Origin of the sequence: Shinella sp. (assembly GCF_035998705.1) — a bacterium.
Classification (GTDB): domain Bacteria; phylum Pseudomonadota; class Alphaproteobacteria; order Rhizobiales; family Rhizobiaceae; genus Shinella.
Map to the genome: position 1 here is coordinate 420,170 of NZ_DASYHH010000033.1, position 21,170 is coordinate 441,339.

Annotated in this window: 19 protein-coding genes; 11 read left to right on the top strand and 8 right to left on the bottom strand. The window is 65.3% G+C overall.

Translation table 11 applies throughout. The features are described from left to right. The first annotated feature begins 169 nt into the window (after positions 1 to 169). A complete protein-coding gene (locus VGN93_RS30320) occupies positions 170 to 1,039 on the top strand; it encodes a VOC family protein (protein ID WP_327510598.1) in 870 nt (289 codons plus the stop codon). Positions 1,040 to 1,182: 143 nt separating this feature from the next. On the opposite strand, the gene VGN93_RS30325 is transcribed toward VGN93_RS30320, so the two are convergent. Next, on the bottom strand, positions 1,183 to 1,536 hold the full coding sequence (locus tag VGN93_RS30325) for a DUF930 domain-containing protein (protein ID WP_319312322.1): 354 nt from the start codon (positions 1,534 to 1,536) through the stop codon (positions 1,183 to 1,185). 221 nt (positions 1,537 to 1,757) lie between these two features. Between VGN93_RS30325 and VGN93_RS30330 the strand changes: the two genes are divergently transcribed. Next, positions 1,758 to 2,888: an AI-2E family transporter gene (locus tag VGN93_RS30330; RefSeq protein ID WP_327510560.1), complete on the top strand. Its 1,131-nt coding sequence runs from the start codon at positions 1,758 to 1,760 to the stop codon at positions 2,886 to 2,888. Positions 2,889 to 3,144: 256 nt separating this feature from the next. Continuing rightward, positions 3,145 to 5,238, top strand: coding sequence for a S9 family peptidase (locus VGN93_RS30335; protein WP_327510561.1), 2,094 nt, complete (start codon positions 3,145 to 3,147; stop codon positions 5,236 to 5,238). Positions 5,239 to 5,474: 236 nt separating this feature from the next. Here VGN93_RS30335 and VGN93_RS30340 read toward each other — a convergent pair whose 3' ends face one another. Continuing rightward, on the bottom strand, positions 5,475 to 7,544 hold the full coding sequence (locus VGN93_RS30340; RefSeq protein WP_327510562.1) for a caspase family protein: 2,070 nt from the start codon (positions 7,542 to 7,544) through the stop codon (positions 5,475 to 5,477). Between the two features lie 175 nt (positions 7,545 to 7,719). Continuing rightward, the gene (locus VGN93_RS30345; protein ID WP_327510563.1) at positions 7,720 to 8,196 is read right to left on the bottom strand and encodes a hypothetical protein; all 477 of its coding nucleotides are present in this window, start codon (positions 8,194 to 8,196) and stop codon (positions 7,720 to 7,722) included. A gap of 146 nt (positions 8,197 to 8,342) precedes the next feature. On the opposite strand from VGN93_RS30345, the gene VGN93_RS30350 reads away from it, so the two are divergent. From VGN93_RS30350 to VGN93_RS30375, 6 genes are all read left to right on the top strand, one after another. Continuing rightward, positions 8,343 to 9,848, top strand: coding sequence for a protein adenylyltransferase SelO (locus VGN93_RS30350; protein ID WP_327510599.1), 1,506 nt, complete (start codon positions 8,343 to 8,345; stop codon positions 9,846 to 9,848). A gap of 150 nt (positions 9,849 to 9,998) precedes the next feature. Next, positions 9,999 to 12,332, top strand: coding sequence for a glucose/quinate/shikimate family membrane-bound PQQ-dependent dehydrogenase (locus tag VGN93_RS30355; RefSeq protein ID WP_327510564.1), 2,334 nt, complete (start codon positions 9,999 to 10,001; stop codon positions 12,330 to 12,332). Positions 12,333 to 12,599: 267 nt separating this feature from the next. Next, positions 12,600 to 14,276 carry an ABC transporter ATP-binding protein gene (locus VGN93_RS30360; RefSeq protein WP_327510566.1) on the top strand — a complete coding sequence of 559 codons (1,677 nt, stop codon included), beginning with the start codon at positions 12,600 to 12,602 and terminating at the stop codon, positions 14,274 to 14,276. Between the two features lie 86 nt (positions 14,277 to 14,362). Continuing rightward, positions 14,363 to 14,818: a hypothetical protein gene (locus VGN93_RS30365; protein WP_327510567.1), complete on the top strand. Its 456-nt coding sequence runs from the start codon at positions 14,363 to 14,365 to the stop codon at positions 14,816 to 14,818. Between the two features lie 218 nt (positions 14,819 to 15,036). Further along, on the top strand, positions 15,037 to 15,537 hold the full coding sequence (locus VGN93_RS30370; RefSeq protein WP_327510568.1) for a GNAT family N-acetyltransferase: 501 nt from the start codon (positions 15,037 to 15,039) through the stop codon (positions 15,535 to 15,537). A gap of 13 nt (positions 15,538 to 15,550) precedes the next feature. Next, entirely contained in the window at positions 15,551 to 16,135 is a 585-nt protein-coding gene (locus VGN93_RS30375) for a DJ-1/PfpI family protein (protein WP_327510569.1), read from the top strand. Positions 16,136 to 16,344: 209 nt separating this feature from the next. Here the strand turns inward: VGN93_RS30375 and VGN93_RS30380 are convergent, their stop codons facing one another. Then, positions 16,345 to 17,253 (bottom strand): cytochrome c, encoded by a 909-nt coding sequence (locus tag VGN93_RS30380; RefSeq protein ID WP_327510570.1) that lies wholly within the window; start codon positions 17,251 to 17,253, stop codon positions 16,345 to 16,347. A 115-nt stretch (positions 17,254 to 17,368) separates the two neighbouring features. Then, on the bottom strand, positions 17,369 to 17,812 hold the full coding sequence (locus VGN93_RS30385) for a c-type cytochrome (protein ID WP_327510571.1): 444 nt from the start codon (positions 17,810 to 17,812) through the stop codon (positions 17,369 to 17,371). A 218-nt stretch (positions 17,813 to 18,030) separates the two neighbouring features. On the opposite strand from VGN93_RS30385, the gene VGN93_RS30390 reads away from it, so the two are divergent. After that, positions 18,031 to 19,086, top strand: coding sequence for a phosphatase PAP2 family protein (locus tag VGN93_RS30390; RefSeq protein ID WP_327510572.1), 1,056 nt, complete (start codon positions 18,031 to 18,033; stop codon positions 19,084 to 19,086). Here the strand turns inward: VGN93_RS30390 and VGN93_RS30395 are convergent. Continuing rightward, positions 19,055 to 19,690 carry a LysE family translocator gene (locus VGN93_RS30395; protein WP_319310918.1) on the bottom strand — a complete coding sequence of 212 codons (636 nt, stop codon included), beginning with the start codon at positions 19,688 to 19,690 and terminating at the stop codon, positions 19,055 to 19,057. The genes VGN93_RS30390 and VGN93_RS30395 overlap by 32 nt on opposite strands. A 121-nt stretch (positions 19,691 to 19,811) precedes the next feature. Between VGN93_RS30395 and VGN93_RS30400 the strand changes: the two genes are divergently transcribed. After that, positions 19,812 to 20,510 carry a YafY family protein gene (locus VGN93_RS30400; protein WP_327510573.1) on the top strand — a complete coding sequence of 233 codons (699 nt, stop codon included), beginning with the start codon at positions 19,812 to 19,814 and terminating at the stop codon, positions 20,508 to 20,510. A 2-nt stretch (positions 20,511 to 20,512) separates the two neighbouring features. Here the strand turns inward: VGN93_RS30400 and VGN93_RS30405 are convergent, their stop codons facing one another. Further along, positions 20,513 to 20,881, bottom strand: coding sequence for a transcriptional regulator (locus VGN93_RS30405; protein WP_327510574.1), 369 nt, complete (start codon positions 20,879 to 20,881; stop codon positions 20,513 to 20,515). Further along, positions 20,882 to 21,163: a toxin-antitoxin system TumE family protein gene (locus VGN93_RS30410; protein WP_327510575.1), complete on the bottom strand. Its 282-nt coding sequence runs from the start codon at positions 21,161 to 21,163 to the stop codon at positions 20,882 to 20,884. It lies immediately after the preceding gene. Positions 21,164 to 21,170: the final 7 nt, after the last annotated feature.

The window sequence follows — 21,170 nt, forward strand, 5'->3', positions numbered from 1 at the left end:
TTCGTGAACGGCCTCGTTCCGTCATAGTCCGCCCGACAGAACGGTTTCCAGGGGAAACCGAAACGGGAAACAGACCATGACGGACCTCGACAGACGGACATTCCTCGGCGCTGCCGCCGCGGGCATCGCCGCAAGCAAGGCCGGCCCCATTCGCGCGGAGACCGCCAGCATGACCGACACGACCAGCCAGCCGAGCCACGCCGTCAACATGCCGGCCTTCGTCGACCATTCGCACCTGACGGTCGTCGACCTGCCGATGCTCTCGGCCTTCTACCAGCAGGCGATGGGCCTGACGGTTCTCGAAAAATCCGCCTCGGGCGAAACGCTCGGCGTTGCCGGCCGGCCGCTCCTGACGCTGACGACGGGCAGCAATGCCGCGCGCGCGCCGCGCAATGCGCCGGGCCTCTTCCACACCGCCTTCCTCGTGCCGAACCGCAAGGAACTCGGCCGCTGGCTGGCGCATGCCGTGCAAAACAACGTGCCGCTCACCGGCGCCTCGGACCACCTGGTCAGCGAGGCGATCTATCTCGACGATCCCGAGGGCAACGGCATCGAGATCTACCGCGACCGTGATCGCGCCGAATGGACCTATGGGCCTGACGGTACGGTGAAGATGGCGACGCACCGGCTCGATCTCCAGGCGCTCTTTGACGAGGCACCGAAGGACGGCTGGACGGGCCAGGAAAACGGCACGGTGATCGGCCACATCCACCTCCAGGTCTCGAATATCCCCGAAGCGAACGCCTTCTTCCATGACGTGCTGGGCCTCGACATCATGACGACCTATCCGGGCGCGAGCTTCTTCGCCACGGGCAAGTACCACCATCATGTGGCGGCCAATGTCTGGAATTCGAGCGGCCAGCCGAAGTGCCAGGCGGGCATGACCGGCCTGGCCGACTACACGATCCGCTTCAACGATCCGGCAAAACTGGACGGCGCCCTGAAGACGCTCGACGAACTGGCGATCGCCACCACGCGCTCCGGCGACACGGTCTCGCTCGTCGACCCCTGGGGCATCGGCCTCAAGCTCTCGGCCTGAACGACTTGGCCTTTCCGGAACCAGACCGATGAAAACGGTGTTTTGCAAGAAGCGCCGTTCCTGGAGGACGGTGATATCGATGTGTTCGAAATCGGTGCCTGCCTGCTGTATCGCGGGATGGCGCATTTCGCGCAGGCCGACCCTCAGTCGTAGAGATAATGCGCCGCCCAGTCCTCGTGCGGCACCACGTCGCCGACCTTGTACTTGAAGGCGTGGACCTCCAGCCGGTCGGCGCTCGTCTCGCATTTGTAGGACAGCCGATACCATTCGCCCTTGCTGCGGAACACGGCGCCGCGCGTCTTGATGGTGGTGCCGTCGAGCTTCGGATCGCCGAAGGCGTAGGCGATCACCTTGTCCGGGCGAAAGCCGCCCTTGCCGTCGCCGATCTGGTCCATCGCCTCCATGTCGCAGCGCTGTTCCAGCCGCTCTTCCGGCGTCAGCTTTTCAAGCTGGCTGCGCAGCCGCGCATCGATCGCGAAAGCCGGCGATGCCGCCATCGGCGCAAGAACCAGGGTGCAAAGGGCGATTCGAAGCCCGATTGCCTGCCGTTTCACCTGTCTGCCTCCTCTTGGTCTCGTCATTTGCGACGCTTCAATTCGGGGTCGGCGGGCAATATGGCCATTTCACGACACATGGCAACCCACCTGCGGTTTCAAGCGATCGCTTATGGAACTTCCACCTTGCCCGGGCGTTTCAAGCGCGGATCGGGGAAAGCGACATGCACGAAATACTAGGAAAACCAGCCGAACGGCGTCTCCTGCGGGGCAGCATCGACATCGAAAAGAACCTTCGAGAGGACGCGCCGCGCCGCTACGGCCTCGACATCGCCTCCGCCTGGGCGGTGATCGGCATCTTTGCGATCATGGCGATGGCCGTCGTCTATCTGATGGCGCCGATCCTCATTCCGCTGTCTCTCGCCGTCGTCACCGGCCTGATCTTCGGCGTCGCCGCGGAGAAGCTGCACGAGTTCGGCATTCCGCCGCTGCCGACCGCACTGCTGCTGGCCGGCCTGTTCGGTCTCGGCCTGTTCTTCCTCGCGGGCCTGCTCGCCGACCCGATCACGCAACTCGCCGCCAATGCGCCGGATCTCGTGCGCGGCGCCTATGATCGCATCACGCCGCTGTTCTCCCGCCTCGGCTGGCTGAACATCAGCGAGCAGACGTTCCAGAGCGGCGGAATGACCATGGAGAAGGTGCTGGAGAACACCGGCAGCATTCTCGGTATCCTGTCCTCGAGCCTCACGCCCGCCCTTCTGCAGGGCATGATCTTCTTTGCCGCCCTCGTGCTCTTCCTTTCGGCACGGCTGAAGCTCCGGCAGATGATCATCATGGCCTTCCCGCGCCGCGGCCAGCGGCTCACCACCATCCGCATCATGAACGCCATCGACAGCGCGCTCGGCTATTATTTCGCGACCGCCGCCCTCGTCTATGGCGCGCTCGGCGTGGTTACCGCCCTGATCACCTGGGGCGGCGGGCTTGCCATGCCGGCGCTCTGGGGGCTCTTCGCCTTCCTGTCCTCCTTCGTGCCCTTCCTCGGCGTGACGCTGATGACGATCGCGCTCGCCACCGCGGGCCTCCTGACGCACGAGACGCTGATGATGGGCCTGATGCCGGCGCTCGCCTTCTTCCTCGTGCACCTCGCCATGGAAAACCTCGTCATGCCGGCGGTGATGGGCAAGCGGCTGGAGGTCAACGCCTTCATCATCTTCACCGCCATCATCTTCTGGACCTGGATGTGGGGTGCCGCCGGCGCCATGCTGGCCCTGCCGCTGTCGATCATCGGCATGACCATCGCCGACGAACTGCGCCCCGCCAAGCGCAAGGCCAACAAACGCAACCTGCCGGGTTGACGTGCCGGCTGCCCCCCTCTGCCCTGCCGGGCATCTCCCCCTCAAGGGGGGAGATTGGATGGGGCAATGCCTCGCCTATCTCAAGCGTTGTTGATTGAGCGATGTTCCCGCGTCTTGCCGATCTCCCCCCTTGAGGGGGAGATGTCCGGCAGGACAGAGGGGGGTAAACCACCCCCCGCGCAAAAGCTTTGCTTGATGCCTGCGCCCGGGCTCACTATCTGTTTGATCCCGCCTAGCGATTTGCCGGAGTGAAACCTTGTCCGTCTTCCAAAACCTGCCCGCCGCCCCCGTCGCCGCCAAGAAGCCGATCTCCGACACCCGTCACGGCATCACCCGCACCGACGACTATGCCTGGTTCCGCGACGAGAACTGGCAGGCGATGTTCAAGGATCCGACGATCCTCCAGCCGGAGATCCGCACCCATCTGGAGGCGGAAAACGCCTATATGACGGCGGCGATGGCCGACACGGAAGCCTTGCAAAAGGTGCTGTTTGCCGAGATGCGCGGCCGCATCAAGGAGGACGACAGCTCCGTGCCGATGAAGGACGGTCCCTTCGCCTATGGCACGTCCTACGTCACCGGCGGCGAGCAGCCGCGCTACTTCCGCGAACCGCGCGAGGGCGGCGACCGCAAGCTGCTTCTGGACGGCGACAAGGAGGCCGCCGGCAAGGACTATTTCCGGCTTGCCGGCATCGGCCATTCGACGGACCATTCGCTCGGCATCTGGGGTTACGACGACAAGGGTTCGGAATATTTCACGCTGCGCGTGCGCGATCTTGCGACCGGCGAGGACCGTTCCGACACGCTGGACAACACCGGCGGCGACGGCGTCTGGGCGCCGGATGCGAAAAGCTTCTTCTACACCGCGCTGGACGAAAACCATCGCCCGTCAAAAATCTTCCATCACATCCTCGGCGAGCGCCAGGAGAACGACCGGCTGGTCTACGAGGAGAAGGATGCGGGCTTCTTCATGTCGGTCGGCGGCTCGCTGATCGACGATTACATCTATATCGACATCCACGACCACGAGACGAGCGAGTACCGCCTGCTCTCGACCAAGGATCTCACGGCGACGCCCGTCGTCGTGGCACCGCGCCAGACGGGGCTCGAATATGCGATGACGGAGGGCGGCGACGTCTTCTACATCCTGACCAATGCCGACGGTGCCAAGGACTTCAAGATCTGCCAAGCCCCGGTGACCGCACCGGGCCGCGAAAACTGGAGCGAGGTCGTGCCGCATCGCGCCGGCACGCTGATCCTCAACCACATGGCCTATGCCCGCCACCTCGTCTGGCTGGAGCGCCACGAGGGCCTGCCGCGCATCGTCGTGCGCGACCGCAAGAGCGGCGAGGAACACGCCATCGCCTTTGCGGAAGAGGCCTATTCGCTCGGCCTCTCGGGGGCTGCGGAATATGACACGGACGTCATCCGCTTCTCCTATTCCTCGATGACGACGCCCTCGCAGCTCTTCGACTACAACATGGCGACGCGCGAGCGCACGCTGCTCAAGACCCAGGACGTGCCCTCCGGCCACAACCCGGACGACTATGTCACACGCCGCGTCTTCGCCCCGGCCTTCGACGGCGAGCAGGTGCCCGTCACCCTGCTTTATCGCAAGGATACGCCGCTCGACGGCTCCGCGCCCTGCCTGCTCTACGGCTACGGCGCCTACGGCATCACCATTCCGGCGGGTTTCAACACCAATTGCCTGTCGCTCGTCGACCGCGGCTTCGTCTATGCCATCGCCCATATCCGCGGCGGCAAGGACAAGGGTTTCGCCTGGTACGAAAACGGCAAGATGGACAGGAAGACCAATACGTTCAAGGACTTCATCGCGGCGGCCGACTATCTGAATCAAGAGACGTTCACGTCCTACGCGAAGATCGTCGCGGAAGGCGGCTCGGCCGGCGGCATGCTGATGGGGGCGATCGCCAACATGGCGCCCGAAAAATTCGGCGGCATCATCGCCGCCGTGCCCTTCGTCGACGTGCTCAACACCATGCTCGACGACACCCTGCCGCTGACGCCGCCGGAATGGCCCGAATGGGGCAACCCGATCGACAGCAAGGACTTTTATCAGCTGATGGCCAGCTACTCGCCCTACGACAATGTCGAGGCGAAACCCTACCCCGCCATCCTCGCGCTGTCCGGCCTCACCGACCCCCGCGTCACCTATTGGGAACCCACCAAATGGGTCGCCAAGCTGCGCGAAAAGACCACCGGCAGCGAACCCATCCTCCTCAAGACCAACATGGGCGCCGGCCACGGCGGCGCCTCGGGCCGCTTCCAGCGGCTGGAGGAGATCGCGTTCGAATATGCGTTTGCGATCAAGGTTGCGGGGAAGATGTAGGCCATCAATTCGGGAGAAAACTGCGGGCCTTCTGAACACCGCGCTTGGCGCGCCTGTACCCTCCCCTTGAGGGGGAGGGTCGGAGCGAAGCTCCGGGGTGGGGTGACGCGGCGTTTCCATTTGGCACGCCGGTGCGGATGCGGGTCACCCCCACCCGCCGCTTTGCGGCGACCTCCCCCCTCAAGGGGGAGGTAGGTGCCATACGATGTGTTTCAGGCGACTGGATTGGGTAGCCCCTACCGGAACGCCCCCACGCATTCCTGCAAGTCGTTCAGCATCGCGCTCGATCCCTTCAGGCTCGTCTCCACGTCTCCGATCCGGATGTGGTTGCCGCGTTTCAGGGCGTCGATGACCGAGCGGTCCTTTCCGAGGTCGTAGGCGATTTCGCGTTGGCCGTAGGATTTGCCGCTGACGTCGTAGCCCTGGCCGTCGTCGATCCAGTATTTGGCGTCCTTCGTGTAGTCGTCGGCATAGTCGTAGGACGTGTCCTGGAAGCCGAAGGTGACGTGGCCGTCGTCGTACCAGCGGAAGGCGGCGTAGCGGTCGTCGCCGCTGCGGCGGATGGCGCGGCAGTTCAGGAAGCGGCGGTCGTCGGAGAAGTCCGCGACGATATCCCAGCCGCCGACCGAGCGCGACGACCGGTACGGGTCGGCGTCCGAACCGTAGCCGTCGTCATGGCTCGACGAAGAGCTTTCGCCATAGGCGTCCGTCTTCGTCTCGTGGCTCGAGGCGCTGTCGTAGCTGTCCGTCCTGGTGTCGTGGCTAGCGCTGTCGTTCGACGCGTGTTCGTCGTGCGGGAAGTCGCGCAGAGCATCGCGGTACTTGTCGTAGAAGCCGAGGCGGCGCACGTCGACGAATTCGAACTCGTAGTCCTCCAGCGAGCGCACGCTATTGTCGCGGAAGCGCACGAGGCCGCGGAAGCGCAGGCAACCGTCGCCGCATTCGACTTCATCGACATATTCGCGGGCATTGTCGTCCGGCGTCTTCACCGCGATGCCGAGCCCGTGGCGGCGCTCCTCGTTGATCGCGCGGAACATCAGCGACTGCGAATAGCCGCGGCGGTCCTCGTCGAAATAATCGTAGATCGCGCGTTCCTCGCTGGGGCTCAGGTCATCCTCGGTCGCCACATAGATCTGGCGCTCGGGAATGCTGGCTGATGTGATGATGTTGCGCAGGCGCTCATGCGAATAGACGGTGGAGAAATAGGAGAGGTAGTCGCATTTTTCCGGCGGATACCAGAAGCTGAAATCGATCAGCACGAGCTGGCCGTCCTTGTAGACGTCGGACAGGCGACGGTCGCGCTGGTTGCCGCCGAATTCGAGCCGGCCGCAGGGATCGTGCCGGTCGTTGGAGACCGAGAGGATGGGCATCTCGCCGGTATCCTCGTGGTCGCCCTCGAAACGGCGGCCGAGAAGGTCGATCTTGCGCTCTGCGATATAGGCGAAGACGCCTTCCGGATAGCGGCTGAGATAGCGGTCATAGGCCTCGCGGTTATCGGCGAGCGAGGCGAATTCGTAGAAGGCGATTTCCGCCTCGTCGACCTTGGCGTCCTTGGCGCTCAGCGCGAACTTGCCGTAGTCGGCATCGCTCTGCCAGGTCTCCTGCTTGCCCTTGCTGCGCTCCTTGACGATCTCGCCGACCTTGCGGAACGCATCTTCCAGCACGATGCCGGGAATGCTGATCGCATCGACGAAGGCGGAGGCGAAGGGGCTGATCGGCGTGCCCTCGTAGTCGTAGGTCGTGCCGGGCGCCGATGCATAGGCATAGTGGATGCCGTCGGCGTTCTTCGGTTCGGCAAGGCCGTCCTGGATATCGCGCAGCAGCACGAAGGGGTTGTCATGCGCGGCGTCGAACAGCACGACCTTGAGGCCGGTGCCGAGCTTGCGCAGCGTCGCGGTGACCTCGGAGACGGCGAGCGAGCGGTTGCGCAGGCCCGTCAGGGTGCGGCCCGAGGCGTCGGTCGGCAGCAGGTAGTTGTCGCCGTCGATCTGCACCGCATAACCGGAGAAATAGACGAAGAGCACCGGGTTCTCGACCTTTTCGGCCACCCGGGTGAAGTTGTTGAGCGCCGAGAGCATGCCGAGATGGTCGGCATCGGTGACGCGGGTCACCGAGAAATCCGCCCGCTCCAGCGCCTCGCCGACGAGGTCGACGTCGTTCAGCGGGTTTTCCAGCGGCTCGGCATCCTCGTATTCCGCATTGCCGATGAGAAGCGCATAGCGCTCTGCGGCAAAGGCCGCGGGCGCTGCGAGGAGAAAGAGACAGGCGGCAAGCGCCCCGATCAACCGATGGATAGTCCGCTGCACGATACCCTCCCTGAGGACATGACCGAGGCGGCCGGTACGCCGGCAACCGAAATTCGCTCACCCATTGCATGCTGAAGAAAGGGACGGACGACACCGCCTGCTTATTCAGCGGGTTATGAAATTCGATCTTCGGACGGCCCGCAAGGCCCCGGCGGGACAAAACGGGGATGTGCCGTCAGGAGCCGGTGCAGGCGGCGAGCAGCGTGTCGATTGCCGCCTTCGAGCCTTTGAGCGGGAAGGCGACCGGCGGCAGTTTCGTTTCGGGATAGGCGACGGTGAGCGTCTTGCCGGCCTTGAGGCGCTCGACGAGCGGCCCCTTGACCGGGAAATCGCTGACCATGGCGTTGTCCATCGCCTCGTGATGCGCCGGCCGGTCGAAGGCCTCGCCATCGACGGTGAGGCGCAGCGGGCTTGAAAACTCCGGCCCGTCGCCCGGCGGAAAATCCGCCGCCTGCACGAGGAAGCGCAGGGAAAGCTCGCCGTCCGCGCCGCATTTCAGGAAGAGATCATGGTTCTTGCCGCCGGCAGCCTGGCAGACGGAGGCCATCATGATGCGCCCCTCTTCCTCCTCCGACATGCCGGCGCTCCAGGGATCGCAGCTTTGGGCGAAGGCGAGCGACGGGAAGAGGAAAACGAGGGCGAGGTAACGCATCCTGTCAAAACCCCGAAATGGTGGACGGCCAAATTCCACCCGCGACGGTAGCACCCCGCCGAAAGTGCTACAAGCGGACGGACCCTTTCATTCCTGTCGCCAGTCGCTACCTATAGAAGACGAGAAATATGCCGGACGAGGACGTGATGAACGAGGCAAGCAACCCGAAGCCCATCGGCGAGGCATTCGCCTTCGACAACAGCTATGCGCGCCTGCCGGACATCTTTTTCGCGCCCGTCGATCCGACGCCGGTGGAGGCGCCGCGGGTGATCAAGTTCAACCGGGCGCTGGCGGAGGAACTCGGCCTCGACGCCGACGCGCTGGAGCGGCATGGCGCGGGCTATTTCTCCGGCAACGTACCGCTGCCCGGCGGGCTGCCGCTCGCCATGGCCTATGCCGGCCACCAGTTCGGCCAGTTCGTGCCGCGGCTCGGCGACGGGCGCGCCATCCTGCTTGCCGAGGTGATCGACCGCAACGGCAGGCGCCGCGACATCCAGCTGAAGGGCGCAGGCCAGACGCCTTATTCGCGGCGCGGCGACGGGCGGGCGGCACTCGGTCCGGTGCTGCGTGAATATATCATCAGCGAGGCCATGCATGCCCTCGGCATCCCGACGACGCGGGCGCTCGCCGCCGTCGCCACCGGCCAGGCGGTCTATCGCGACCGGGTGCTGCCGGGTGCCGTCTTCACCCGCGTCGCCGCCAGCCATATCCGCGTCGGCACCTTCCAGTTCTTTGCGGCGCGCGGCGAGACCGAGAACGTGCGCGTGCTCGCCGACCATGTCATCGATCGGCACTATCCTAAGCTCAAGGGCGCCGAAAAGCCCTATCTCGCGCTGCTCGACGCGGTGGCGGACCGGCAGGCGGCGCTGATCGCCCGATGGCTCTGCGTCGGCTTCATCCATGGCGTGATGAACACCGACAACATGACGATTTCGGGTGAGACGATCGACTTCGGCCCCTGCGCCTTCATGGACCGCTACGACCCGCGCACCGTCTTTTCCTCGATCGACCAGCACGGACGCTACGCCTTCGGCAACCAGCCGGCAATCGGCCAATGGAACATCGCGCGGCTCGCCGAGGCGATGCTGGCGATCCTCGACGAGAACGAGGACAAGGCGCTGGAAGCGGCGAACGCCGCCGTCACCCGCTTCATGGAGCGGTTCCAGGAGCACTGGAAGGCGGTGATCCGCGCCAAGACCGGCCTCGGCGAGGCGGAGCAGGAGATCGACCAGGCGCTGATCCGCGACCTTCTCGCCATCCTCTACGAGCAGAAGGCCGACTATACGCTCGCCTTCCGGCGCTTGGCCGATGCCGCCGAGGACGATGCGGCGGATGCCGCACTCGGCGGACTGCTCGAAGATCCGGACGCGCTGACGCCCTGGCTTGCGGCCTGGCGCGACCGGTTGTCGCAGGAGGGCGTGTCGCCCAAGGCGCGGGCGGCGCAGATGCGGCAGGTCAACCCGGCCTTCATTCCGCGCAACCACAAGGTCGAGGAGGCGTTGAATGCCGCGATCGACCATGGCGATTTCTCGCTGTTCGAAGCGCTGAACGACCTGCTTTCCAGGCCCTACGAGGATCAGCCGGCCTTCGCCGCCTATGCCGGGCCGCCCAAACCCGGCGAGGAGATCACGGCAACCTTCTGCGGGACGTGAGGTATTTCACAAGTACAGATTGCGCAAAAACTTGAAATGCGGCAGCATTGAAGCAGCCCGGCTCCGCCCTAGTTTCTCCAACGTCCCTCCTCGAGCCGGACGTCATGTCGGCCCCGCCTCCCCCGGCCGGCATCGCTAACGGAGACTGCCATGTTGCTCACGCTGACCGCCGCCCTCATCGCCCTTATCGGACTGGTGCTGACAGGCGGAGGCGGGTGGCTGCTGTCGCTCGGCGGCAGCCCCTACTATCTCGTCACCGGCATTGCCTTCATCGTCACTGCCATCCTGCTTTTGCGCCGCTCCAGCGCGGCGCTGTGGCTTTATGCGCTGATCATTCTCGGCTCGCTCGGCTGGGGCATCTGGGAAGTCGGCTTCGACTGGTGGCAGCTCGGTCCGCGCGGCGGCGTCATCGTGCTGCTCGGTCTCTGGCTGATGCTGCCGGCCATCCGCCGGCCGCTCGGTTTTGCCAGCCCCACCGGCACAAGCTACGCCGCGTCCGCCCTGCCGCTCGCCGTCGCCGTCGTCGTCGCCATCGGCGTTGCCGGCTTTTCGCTGACGCAGGACCCGCACGACATGGCCGGCGACCTGCCGACCGATATCGTCAACGCGACGCCCGCACTCGGCGGCAACGTGCCGGCCGGCGAATGGCACCAGTATGGCCGCACGCAATATGGCCAGCGCTATTCGCCGCTCGACCAGATCAACACGGACAATGTTTCGACGCTGAAGGTCGCCTGGCAATACCAGACCGGCGATGTGAAACTGCCCGACGATGTCGGCGAGACCACCTACCAGGTGACGCCGCTGAAGGTGGGCGACACGCTCTACATGTGCACGCCGCACAATTGGGCGATCGCGCTCGATGCCGCGACCGGCAAGGAGAAGTGGAAATACGATTCCAACTCCGGCATGAACCCGGATCGCCAGCACCAGACCTGCCGCGGCGTGACCTATTATGCCGAACCGGCCGCCGCAGCCGGTACGACCTGCGCCACCCGCGTCTATCTGCCGACATCCGACGCCCGCCTGATAGCGCTCGATGCCGAGACCGGCGACGTCTGCACCAGCTTCGCCCAGAACGGCGTGCTCCAGCTGGAACAGGGCATGCCCTACAACCCGGCCGGCTACTACTATTCCACCTCGCCGCCCGTGATCACCGACGGCAAGATCATCATCGGCGGGGCGGTCAACGACAACTATTCGACCCACTCGCAATCGGGCGTCATCCGCGCCTTCGACGTCAATTCCGGCGCGCTCGTCTGGAACTGGGATTCCGGCAATCCGGACGTCACGACGCCGCTGCCGGAAGGCCAGGTCTACACCGTCAACTCGCCGAATTCCTGGTCGGTCTTCAGCTATGACGAGGCGCTCGGTCTCGTCTACATACCGCTCGGCAACCGCGTGCCCGACCAGCTCGGCATGGGCCGCAGCGAGCATGTCGAGAAATATTCGTCCTCGATCGTCGCGCTCGACATCAAAAGCGGGGCCGTTCGCTGGGTGCGCCAGACGGTGCATCACGACCTGTGGGACATGGACGTTCCGGCGCAACCGGCGCTGATCGACATCACCCGCGAGGGCGCCACCATTCCCGCCCTCGTCGGCCCGACCAAGCAGGGCGACATCTACGTGCTCGACCGGCGCACCGGCGAGCCGATCATCGGGATCAAGGAAATACCGGCTCCGACCGGCGCCATCCCGGAGGATTTCACCGCGCCCACCCAGCCGATCTCCGACCTCACCTTCTCGCCCCCGCCGCTGACCGAGAAGAACATGTGGGGCATCTCGATGTTCGACCAGCTGAAATGCCGCATCGACTTCCTGTCGCTGAAATACGAGGGCCGCTACACGCCGCCTTCTCTGCAGGGCACGCTCGTCTATCCCGGCAATTTCGGCACCTTCAACTGGGGGTCCGTCGCGGTCGATCCGGAGCGGCAGGTGATGTTCGGCATGCCGACCTACCTCGCCTTCACCTCGCGCCTTGTGCCGCGTGACCAGATCCCGCCGAAGGGGCAGGATGAGAAGGGCTCCGAACAGGGCCTCAACCGCAATGACGGCGCGCCCTACGGCGTCTTCATGGGGCCGTTCCTCGGGCCGCTCGGCATTCCCTGCCAGGCGCCGCCATGGGGCTATGTCGCGGGTGCCGACCTTGCCACCGGCAAGATCGCCTACAAGCACAAGAACGGCACGGTCATGGACATGACGCCGCTGCCGCTGCCCTTCAAGGTCGGCGTGCCCGGCATCGGCGGCCCGATCATCACCAAGGGCGGCCTCGCCTTCCTCGGTGCCGCGGTCGACGATTATCTGCGCGCCTACGACCTGACGAGCGGCAACCAGCTCTGGGAAGCCCGCCTTCCGGCCGGCGGCCAGGCCACGCCGATGACCTACACGGTCGGCCAGAAGCAATATGTCCTGATCGTCGCCGGCGGACACGGCTCCGTCGGCACCAAACCCGGCGACTACGTCATCGCCTATACGCTGCCGTAGGGTCGGCGTCCCTCGGCGAAGGAGAGGCCGCTCCCCCCTCTGCCCTGCCGGGCATCTCCCCCTCAAGGGGGGAGATCGGATGGGGCAACCTTCAGCCCATCTTTGCGGGCGCAGTTTGAGTGCTGTTCCTGCCTCTTGCCGATCTCCCCCCTTGAGGGGGAGATGCCCGGCAGGGCAGAGGGGGGTGGACGCCGCGAAAGCGTTTGCCTCACCGCGCCAGCTTTCCCATGATGCCGGCTTTCAAAAATCCTCCCCGGGAGATTCGCCATGAAGGACGACTGGCGGCTGATTGCCGCGCCGGTGAAACATGTTCTGGTCAGTTACTGGCGTTCCTCGCGCGGCCTGCTGGCGCTCGTCGCGGCGATCGTCTTCCTTTCGGCGATCTCCTCGGTCGCGGCACCCTATCTGTTCTCCCGCCTCGTCGACACCTTGACGGCCGACCGGTTCGCCGAGGTGCTGGCGGCCGGTTTCGTGCTCTATGCCTTGCTGATCGGCGCGTCCGCCGCGCTTCAGAACATGGTGCAGTACCTTTCCTTCATGAGCGCGCAGAACCTCAGCTTCATCGCCAGCACGAGCCTGTTCGAACGGCTGCTGAAGAAGAGCGCCGCCTTCTTCACCGAGCACAATCCCGCCGAGATCGAGAGCGCCGGGCAGCGCGGCGAAGGCGCGATGATGACGCTGGTGCAGCTCGCCCTCATCGTGTTCATTCCCGGCGCCACCCAGATTGCGCTCGCCCTCGTCATGCTCGGCGCGACGATCAACCTCGACGTCGTGCTGATCGTTCTTGCCTATGGCGCCGCCTTCATCACGCTCACCGCCATCGCCAACCACCGCACGCGAAAGTACCTCGACGACGCGATCAAGGCCGGGCAGGAGAACGCGAAATTCGTCGGCAATGCCATGACGGCGATGGAGACGCTGCGCCATTTCGGCAGCCATGGCTGGATGCAGGCGCGCTTTTCCGAAAAGGCCGGAGAGGAGCGCGACAACTGGATCACCTTCTGCCGCCGGCGCATCGGCTATTCGTCGCTGATGGGCGCGGGGCTTGCCGTGCAGTTCGTCGTCACCTTCCTGCTGCTCCTGCCGCGCTACCGGGCCGGCGAGTTCAGCGTCGGCGACGTCGTGCTGTTCAACACGCTGCTTTTGCAGCTCAACCAGCCCTTCGAGATGATCGGCCATGCGATCGACGACGTGGTGCGCGCCCGCGCCAACCTGCTGCCGCTCGCCCGCATCTGGGCCGCCCCCGAAGAGCCGGATGGCGCAACCGCCGGCAGCTTCTCGTCCGGCGAGGGCCGCCTCGCCTTCGAGGCCGTCTCCTACGTCCATGAAAACGGCCGGGGCGTCGACAATATCAGCTTTGCCGCCGAGCGCGGCCGCATCACCTATCTCGTCGGCGAGACCGGCTCCGGCAAATCGACGCTGCTGCGGCTCGTGCTGAAATCGATCCGCCCGGCCGCGGGCCGCATCACCGTCGATGGCGTCGATCTCGACCGTGTCTCGCAGCGCGACTGGTACGCCGCCGTCGGCATCGTGCCGCAGGAGGCGGTGCTGCTCAACGACACGCTCGCCGTCAACATCGTGCTCGGCCGCGAAATGGACGAGGCGCGGCTGAAGCGCGCCGCGGAAAAGGCGGCGATCCTCGCCTTCATCGAGGGACTGCCGGAGGGTTTTGCGACGGTTGTGGGCGAGCGGGGCATGAAGCTTTCCGGCGGCGAGCGGCAGCGCATCGCGATTGCGCGAGCACTCTATGCCGATCCGGAATTCCTCTTCCTCGACGAGGCGAGCTCGGCGCTGGACGAGGCGACGGAGGCGGGAATCATGCAGCATATCCGCGGCCTTGCCGGCGACATCACCATCCTTGCCGTCACCCACCGCAAAAGCGTCATCGCGCCCGCCGATCATGTCGTGCGCCTCGGCGCGGGCCGCGTCGAGAGTGAGGTGTAAGGACCGGCAAGTCTTCCAAAACCAGTAAGTCTCGCAAAAGCTGCAACCGCTAGGGTTCCCTAAAGTTGTTTCGGGGAACCATTTGCATGAAGATCGACGGCAGCATGCTTTCCGCCTACACGCTCGGCAAGCCGCGCACCCCGACCAGCGACGACAGCCTCTACAGCGGCACGGGCGGCGGCGGCTCCTCGGCCCGCAACATCCCGACCGTCGGCCCCATCGCGCCGATTTCTTCCGGCTTTGCCAATGCCCTTTGGCTGACGCAGGCCAAGCTCGACAAGGCCGAGGACGGCAGCGACAGCCTCGTCGCCGAATTCATGGAGCTTTCCAGGATGACGGCGGCCGAGCGCCTGCGCAAGGAAATGCTGGAGGAGATGGGCCTGACGGAGGAGAGCCTCGCGGCCCTTCCGCCGGAAGCGCGCGACGCGATCGAGGACGAGATCCGCCGCGCGATCAAGCAACAGCTCGGCATCGACGAGAACCCCGAGGCAGGCACGGCGGCAGGGCAAGCCGCCGCCGGCACGGAGAAAGCGGAGGCCTGACCAGTCTCCGCTTTCATCCCCTTTTTCTTGCGGCAGGCCAATTGACAAACGGCGCGAAACGGAAAATATCGCATCCATGATCAAGAGCACGCACATCGCCGCAACGTATTTTTGGCTGTTCCGATAAGGAGCGGCTGATTGATCATGTCAACAAGCCGCCGTCAGGCGGCTTTGTTGTTTCTAAGGCACCTGATGGCAGAAAACCGAAGGAGCCCGAAATGCACAATACCGTCATCAAGCTTGAACCGCACGCGCTGGAACGCCCGCCCATGCTGACCATCCGCGCCGCGCGCCCGGGCGACCTGCAGCAGATCCTCGACATGATCACGCTGCATGCCGAATGCCACGGCGACACCGCAAAAATCTCCGCCGCCGATCTCGACCGCGACCTGTTCGGCGTCAATCCCTGGGTCACGGCACTCGTCGCCGAAGCCGGCGGCCGGCTGATCGGCTACGCGCTGCTCGTGCCGCTCTACCGCGCGCTCGAAGGCCTGCGCGGCATGGAGCTGCACCAGATCTTCGTGCGCAAGGACAATCGCGGCCACGGCATCGGCCGCCACCTCGTCTCCCGCGCCCGCGAGCACGCCCGCATCGCCGGCTGCGGCTACCTTTCGGTGAGTGCCGCGACCGGCAATTTCGGCGCGCACCGCTTCTACGAGCAGATGAATTTCCGCGCCGGCCCGGTCACCGGCATGCGCTATGTACAGGCGCTGGGCTAAGAGGGAGGCCATCATGGCGAAGCGACTGGCGATCCTTCTGACGGAGGGTTACGCCGACTGGGAATGCGGGCTGCTGATGGCGACGGCGCGCGGCGACTGCGGGGCGGAGACCGTGGTGCTGACGCCCGGCGGCACCGGCGTCACCTCGCTCGGCGGCGTCTCCATCACGTCGGCCGGGGCGGTGGAAGCGGTTTCGCCCGACGATTTCGACGTGCTGGTGCTCTGCGGCGGCACGATCTGGCAATCGCATGCCGCGCCCGATCTTTCGGCTCCGGTCGGGCGTTTCGTGGCCGCCGGCAAGCCCGTCGCCGGGATCTGCGACGCCACGCTGGAACTCGCCCGCCTCGGCCTGCTCGATGACCGCGCCCATACCGGCAATTTTTCCGGGCAGATGAAACAGGTCGTGCCGGCTTATCGCGGCGAGGCGCTCTACCGCAACCAGCCGCAGGCCGTGCGCGACCGCGGCGTCATCACCGCCTCGGGTGCAGCACCCGTCAGCTTTGCCCGCGAAATTCTCGACGCCATCGGCCTCGGCTCGGACGAACTCTCCGGCTATCTCGGCATGTACGGCGACGAACACCGCCCTGCATCCGCTTGACCCGACGAACCTCGCCACACCCCCCTCTGGCCTGCCGGCCATCTCCCCCTCAAGGGGGGAGATTGGATGGAGCAGCGTGTCGCCCATCTCCGGCGTTGCTGGTTGAGCAAGGTTTCGCTTCTTGCCGATCTCCCCCCTTGAGGGGGAGATGTCCGGCAGGACAGAGGGGGGTAAAGCGTTTCCCTTCGAGGAGCCGCCCTCTCCTGCTCTCACCGCGCCGGGATCGCCTTCAGATAGGCGGCGATGGCGTCGCGGTCCTCCTTGGGCAGTTGCGCCAGGTTCTTCTGCACCGAAACCATGGCGCCGCCGACGCTGTCGAAGTCGGGGGTGAAGCCGGTTTCGAGGTAGCTGGCGATGTCGCCGGCGCTCCAGCTGCCGAAGCCGCCTTCGGCCGGCGTGATGTTGGGCACGCGCCCCTCGCCTTCCGGGTTCGGCCCGCCGGCCAGCCACTGGTCGGTCTTCAGCCCGCCCAGCATGTCGCGCGGCGTGTGGCATTCGCCGCAATGGCCGGGGCCTTCGACGAGATACTGGCCGCGCTTGACCGTCTCGTCGGCATTCGCCAGCTCGACGCGCGGCGCCTCGTTCAGGTAGAGAAACTTCCAGCCGCCGAGCGCCAGGCGGATGTTGAACGGAAACGGCAGCTCATGCCCGGGCGCGACATTCGCGCTCTTCGGCAGGGTCTTGAGGTAGCCGTAGAGGTCGTTGACGTCCTTCACGGTCATGCGCGCATAGGAGGCGTAGGGGAAGGACGGGTAGAGATGCTCGCCGTCGCGGCCGGTGCCGCGCTTCATGGCATCGCCGAATTGCGAGAGCGTCCACGCCCCGATGCCCGCCGACTCGTCCGGTGAAATGTTCGGCGCGTGGAAGGTGCCGAAGGGGCTCTTCAGCGCCAGCCCGCCGGCCAGCACCAGCTTCTGGTCGTCCGCGGCCCCCGGCGCCGCATGACAGCTCGAACAGCCGCCGGCATGGAAGATGCGTTCACCGTTCGCGAGATCCGGTTCGCCCGCCGCAGCCCAGGTCTCCGCCGGCAGCCGCTCCGGCGCCGTGAGGAAGACAAAGGCGCCCGCGCCGAGCGCGCCCAGCACGACGATCCCGCCGAGGAGTTTTTTCAGTGCCATGAGCCATTCCCTCTCGCCGCCTGCGCGGTCCTTGCGGATTGAGACGTCAACGCACCGCCCCGGACGGAGGCCGGGACAGTGTTTGTTCTTCTGGGGTGGAACCGGCCTACCGCGCCTATTTCTTCAGGCGGTAGACCTCGTGACAGCCGCCGCAATTCGGGCCGAGCGTGCCGAGGGCGGTGCCCACGCCCGCCTGGTCGGCAGGCATGCTGGCGAGCACCGTGTCGGCATCCGCGCCGAGCTTCGCCGACTTTGCCTTGAAGTCGTCCATCGCTTCCCAGATCTTCGGGCTCGCTTCGGTTTCATGGCCCGTCTCGGAGCCGGCCGGGAACTGATCCGGGAACGCCTTGCCGACTTCGCTGATCGTGGTCAGCGATGCCTTGACGATCTCCGCGTCATAGGGCTTCTCGCCCTTGGCAATGCCGGCGAGCGCGCCCATGGCACCGCCCACACTCTTCATCATGCCCTGGCGCACGACCTGCGGTTCATCCGCCGCGATGACGGCGCCGGCGCCGATGGCCGCAAGCACGGCCGCGGCCGCCAATGTCCTGAACTTCATCAAGTTCTCCCGATTGCTGGCGGCCGGTTGTTCCGCGCCGCCGGTTTAACGATGCATGAGCATGATTGCATTTTGAACGATTCCAGACAGTAAAATCTTTTTGATGGAACCTGTCGCGAAAGCGTCAACGCCCGGACGCAACTTTATTGTTTCTTCATCCATCGCGTGCAAAACCGTAAGCGTAAATCTAAAGCGCCTGAACTCTTTACGTGTCGACCATGCCAAGATCTTTCGTGGACACCTTCCGGGTGGACCTGCGGCAGATGATGCCGTTCCATGCCTTCGTGCTCGCCTATACCGCAATCGTGCTGGCGATCGCGGCGATGTACGGCGCCCTCGGCCTGAATGCCTACATCCAGTACGTCACGCAGCTTGCACCTCTCTATTTCGTCATCCTGCCGGCGACCCTTGCCGTTGCGCATGTCGCCCTGTCGATCCTGCGGTCGGGCCAGCCACCCCACGCGGCGCTTTCGCCCGGCGCCCTTCTCGGCCGGACGGTATCGGCTGCCACCACGCTCGGCATGCTCGTGCTCTTCCTCGGATCGTTCACCACCTTCAAAGGACTGATGCCCGTGCTGGCCGGCGGTTTTCCGCATGATCGGCTGCTTGCCGACATCGACGCGTTCCTGCATGGCGGCGTCGATCCCGGGCCGGCGCTGACGGCACTCGTCGGCTACCCCTTCGTGCTGCAGGGCCTCCAGTGGAACTATGCCGTCGTGTGGACGGCGCTGACCATCGTGCCAGCCTTCTTCATCGCCGTCCGGCCGGAAGCCCACGCGGTACGCCTGCGCTATTTCCTGTGCTTCGCGCTCGTCTGGGCGGTCCTGGGCAATCTGATCGCCTTCGGCCTGCTCTCGGCCGGCCCGATCTTTTATGCGGGCGTGACGGGCGATGCGGCGCGGTTCGGCGGGCAGATGGCGGTTCTCGGCGAACATACCGATTCCCGCATCAGCGCCTACCTCTGGCAAAGCTATGTCCACGGCACGGTGGGCATCGGCACGGGAATCTCGGCCTTTCCGAGCGTGCATGTCGGCGCGGCGATGATGAATGCGCTCTTCCTGCGCGAGACCGGCCGGCTCGTCGGCTTTCTGGCCTTCGCCTATGTCGCGGTCATCGCCGTCAGCGCCGTGCTGCTCGGCTGGCACTATGCCATCGATGGTTATGTCTCCATCCTCGTCGTCTGGCTGCTGCACCGCGCCGTGAAACGGTTGCTCGGCGCGCGGTCGCGTATCGAAGACGACGTCACAGCGTCCCCCAGCCCCGCCACACCGTAAACACCGCGATCACCAGCAACAGCACGCCCGCCGCGCGGCCGATGAAGCGGGTGGCCGCGGGGCTGTTTATCAGCGCGTCGCGGCTGCGGGCGGCGGCGAGCGCCAGCCCGCCATAGACCGCAAGCTGCGTCACCCAGATCATCAGCAGCATGACCGTCGCCTGCCGCCACAGCGGGCCGAATTCCGGGCGCAGGAACTGCGGGAAGACCGCGAGCATGAAGAGATAGGCCTTCGGGTTCATCAGGCTCGTCAGCGCGCCCTGGCGGAAGCGGGTCAGCATGCCCCGCCGATCGAGGCTGTCGACCGCATCGATGGTGATCGACGAGCGGAAGAGCTGCCAGCCGATCCAGGCGACATAGGCGGCCCCCAGCACGAGCAGGATGTTGAACAGGCTCGGCGCGAAATGCAGCAGCATGCCGACGCCGATTGCCGCATAGAGCGTGTGCACCAGCCCGCCCGCCATGATGCCGAAGGTCGCCGACAAGCCGGCCTTGCGCCCGCCGGAGAGCGAACTTGCGAGCACGAAGACCATGTCCATCCCCGGCACGATGATGATGCCGGAGACGAGCAGGAAGAAGAGCCAGAGGTTTTCGCTGTAGGTCATGTCAGTTGTCCGTCACCACAATTCGCTCGGAAGCGCCGTGCTTCCTTTTGTTTCAAGCGCTTGAAGCGTGCTATATCGAAGGCCAACTGACAGGGATGTGTCAGTTGTAATGGAGACGACCATGCGCAAGGCCTCGCGGCTCTTCGAGATCATCCAGATCCTGCGGCTCGCCCGCAAGCCCGTCACCGGGGCCGAGATCGCCGAGCGGCTGGAGGTGACGGTGCGCTCGATCTACCGCGATATCGCCGCCCTTCAGGCGATGCGTGTGCCGGTCGAGGGCGAGCGCGGCATCGGCTATATCCTGCGCCCCGGCTTCGACCTGCCGCCGCTGATGTTTTCCATCGAGGAGACGGAAGCGGTAGTGCTGGCGCTGGCGCTGCTGGAACGCACCGGCGATACGGAACTGCGCGCCGCCGCCCGGCGCGTCGGCGACAAGATCGCCGGGGCCGTGCCGCCGCCGCTGCGCCAGACGCTCTCGGCCCGCGCGCTGCATGCCTGGGGCACGACGCCACCCCAGCCGGAGGGCATCGACCTCGCCACCGTGCGCCGCGCGATCCGCGACGAGGAAAAGCTGGTGATCGACTACCGCGACGAATATGCCCGCGCCACCGAGCGCACGATCCGCCCCATCGCCCTCATCTACTATTCCGAGACGGCCAACATCGTCGCCTGGTGCGAACTGCGCCAGGCCATCCGCAACTTCCGCGCCGACCGGGTGGAAGCCTGCGCGGCGACGGGCGCGCATTTCCGCGGCCAGGGCGACGGGCTGAGGCAGGCGTGGATTTCAGGCTGGGCGGAGAACCAGCGGGGGGTGGGATGAGACTAAGCGACCGCCCGCAAATCGAAATCGGCATGGATGACGTCGAAAGGCACTACGACCTTGCCGTCCTCCGTGCGCTCGATGATTCCCCACTCCGCCAAGGCAACCACATCGTCGTGCACCCGCTTGACGTCCCGTTCGAGCGAACGCGCCAATGCGCGGATGCTGCTCGGGCCGATCTTCTGCAAGTGCTCGATCAGTTCCCAGCGCTTCGGGCTGATCACGGAGAAGAGTTGCGCGGGTGAACTGAAGGTGAAAGTCGCGACCGGGTCGGACGGCACGCCCGTGCGGGCCGCTTCGGCCGCCCGCACCAGGTTTTCCGACATAAGAGCTTCGGCATCGCTGCGGATCTGAATATGGGCGCGCTTCATTCAAGGCCTCCGTTTTGCAATCGCGGCCCGAAAATCCTCGAGCAGTGCGGCGACGGTGGAGAAAATGTAGGGATGCTCCTTCCCGTCGAGGTGGCAATGATCGCCTTTGCCGCGTTCATTGTCGAAGCCGACGATACGCCGGCCGTCCCGCCCGTAGAACAGACGGTACTTGTAGAGATGGGTGCTTCCCGCAACGGGCTCGGGAACCCGCCAGAGCACGATCTCGACGATCGCACCATCCGGCAACATCGTTTTCGACCGATCGAGAAGCACGGCATCCATGTTGGCA

Bases quoted from the DNA above. Each gene is read 5' to 3' on its own strand.
- VGN93_RS30395 (WP_319310918.1), bottom strand. From the start codon at position 19,690: ATGACCTACAGCGAAAACCTCTGGCTCTTCTTCCTGCTCGTCTCCGGC.
- VGN93_RS30365 (WP_327510567.1), top strand. From the start codon at position 14,363: ATGAAGATCGACGGCAGCATGCTTTCCGCCTACACGCTCGGCAAGCCG.
- VGN93_RS30410 (WP_327510575.1), bottom strand. From the start codon at position 21,163: ATGGATGCCGTGCTTCTCGATCGGTCGAAAACGATGTTGCCGGATGGT.
- VGN93_RS30390 (WP_327510572.1), top strand. From the start codon at position 18,031: ATGCCAAGATCTTTCGTGGACACCTTCCGGGTGGACCTGCGGCAGATG.
- VGN93_RS30405 (WP_327510574.1), bottom strand. From the start codon at position 20,881: ATGAAGCGCGCCCATATTCAGATCCGCAGCGATGCCGAAGCTCTTATG.
- VGN93_RS30385 (WP_327510571.1), bottom strand. From the start codon at position 17,812: ATGAAGTTCAGGACATTGGCGGCCGCGGCCGTGCTTGCGGCCATCGGC.
- VGN93_RS30325 (WP_319312322.1), bottom strand. From the start codon at position 1,536: ATGGCGGCATCGCCGGCTTTCGCGATCGATGCGCGGCTGCGCAGCCAG.
- VGN93_RS30355 (WP_327510564.1), top strand. From the start codon at position 9,999: ATGTTGCTCACGCTGACCGCCGCCCTCATCGCCCTTATCGGACTGGTG.
- VGN93_RS30375 (WP_327510569.1), top strand. From the start codon at position 15,551: ATGGCGAAGCGACTGGCGATCCTTCTGACGGAGGGTTACGCCGACTGG.
- VGN93_RS30350 (WP_327510599.1), top strand. From the start codon at position 8,343: ATGAACGAGGCAAGCAACCCGAAGCCCATCGGCGAGGCATTCGCCTTC.
- VGN93_RS30320 (WP_327510598.1), top strand. From the start codon at position 170: ATGACCGACACGACCAGCCAGCCGAGCCACGCCGTCAACATGCCGGCC.
- VGN93_RS30370 (WP_327510568.1), top strand. From the start codon at position 15,037: ATGCACAATACCGTCATCAAGCTTGAACCGCACGCGCTGGAACGCCCG.
- VGN93_RS30380 (WP_327510570.1), bottom strand. From the start codon at position 17,253: ATGGCACTGAAAAAACTCCTCGGCGGGATCGTCGTGCTGGGCGCGCTC.
- VGN93_RS30330 (WP_327510560.1), top strand. From the start codon at position 1,758: ATGCACGAAATACTAGGAAAACCAGCCGAACGGCGTCTCCTGCGGGGC.
- VGN93_RS30360 (WP_327510566.1), top strand. From the start codon at position 12,600: ATGAAGGACGACTGGCGGCTGATTGCCGCGCCGGTGAAACATGTTCTG.
- VGN93_RS30345 (WP_327510563.1), bottom strand. From the start codon at position 8,196: ATGCGTTACCTCGCCCTCGTTTTCCTCTTCCCGTCGCTCGCCTTCGCC.
- VGN93_RS30400 (WP_327510573.1), top strand. From the start codon at position 19,812: ATGCGCAAGGCCTCGCGGCTCTTCGAGATCATCCAGATCCTGCGGCTC.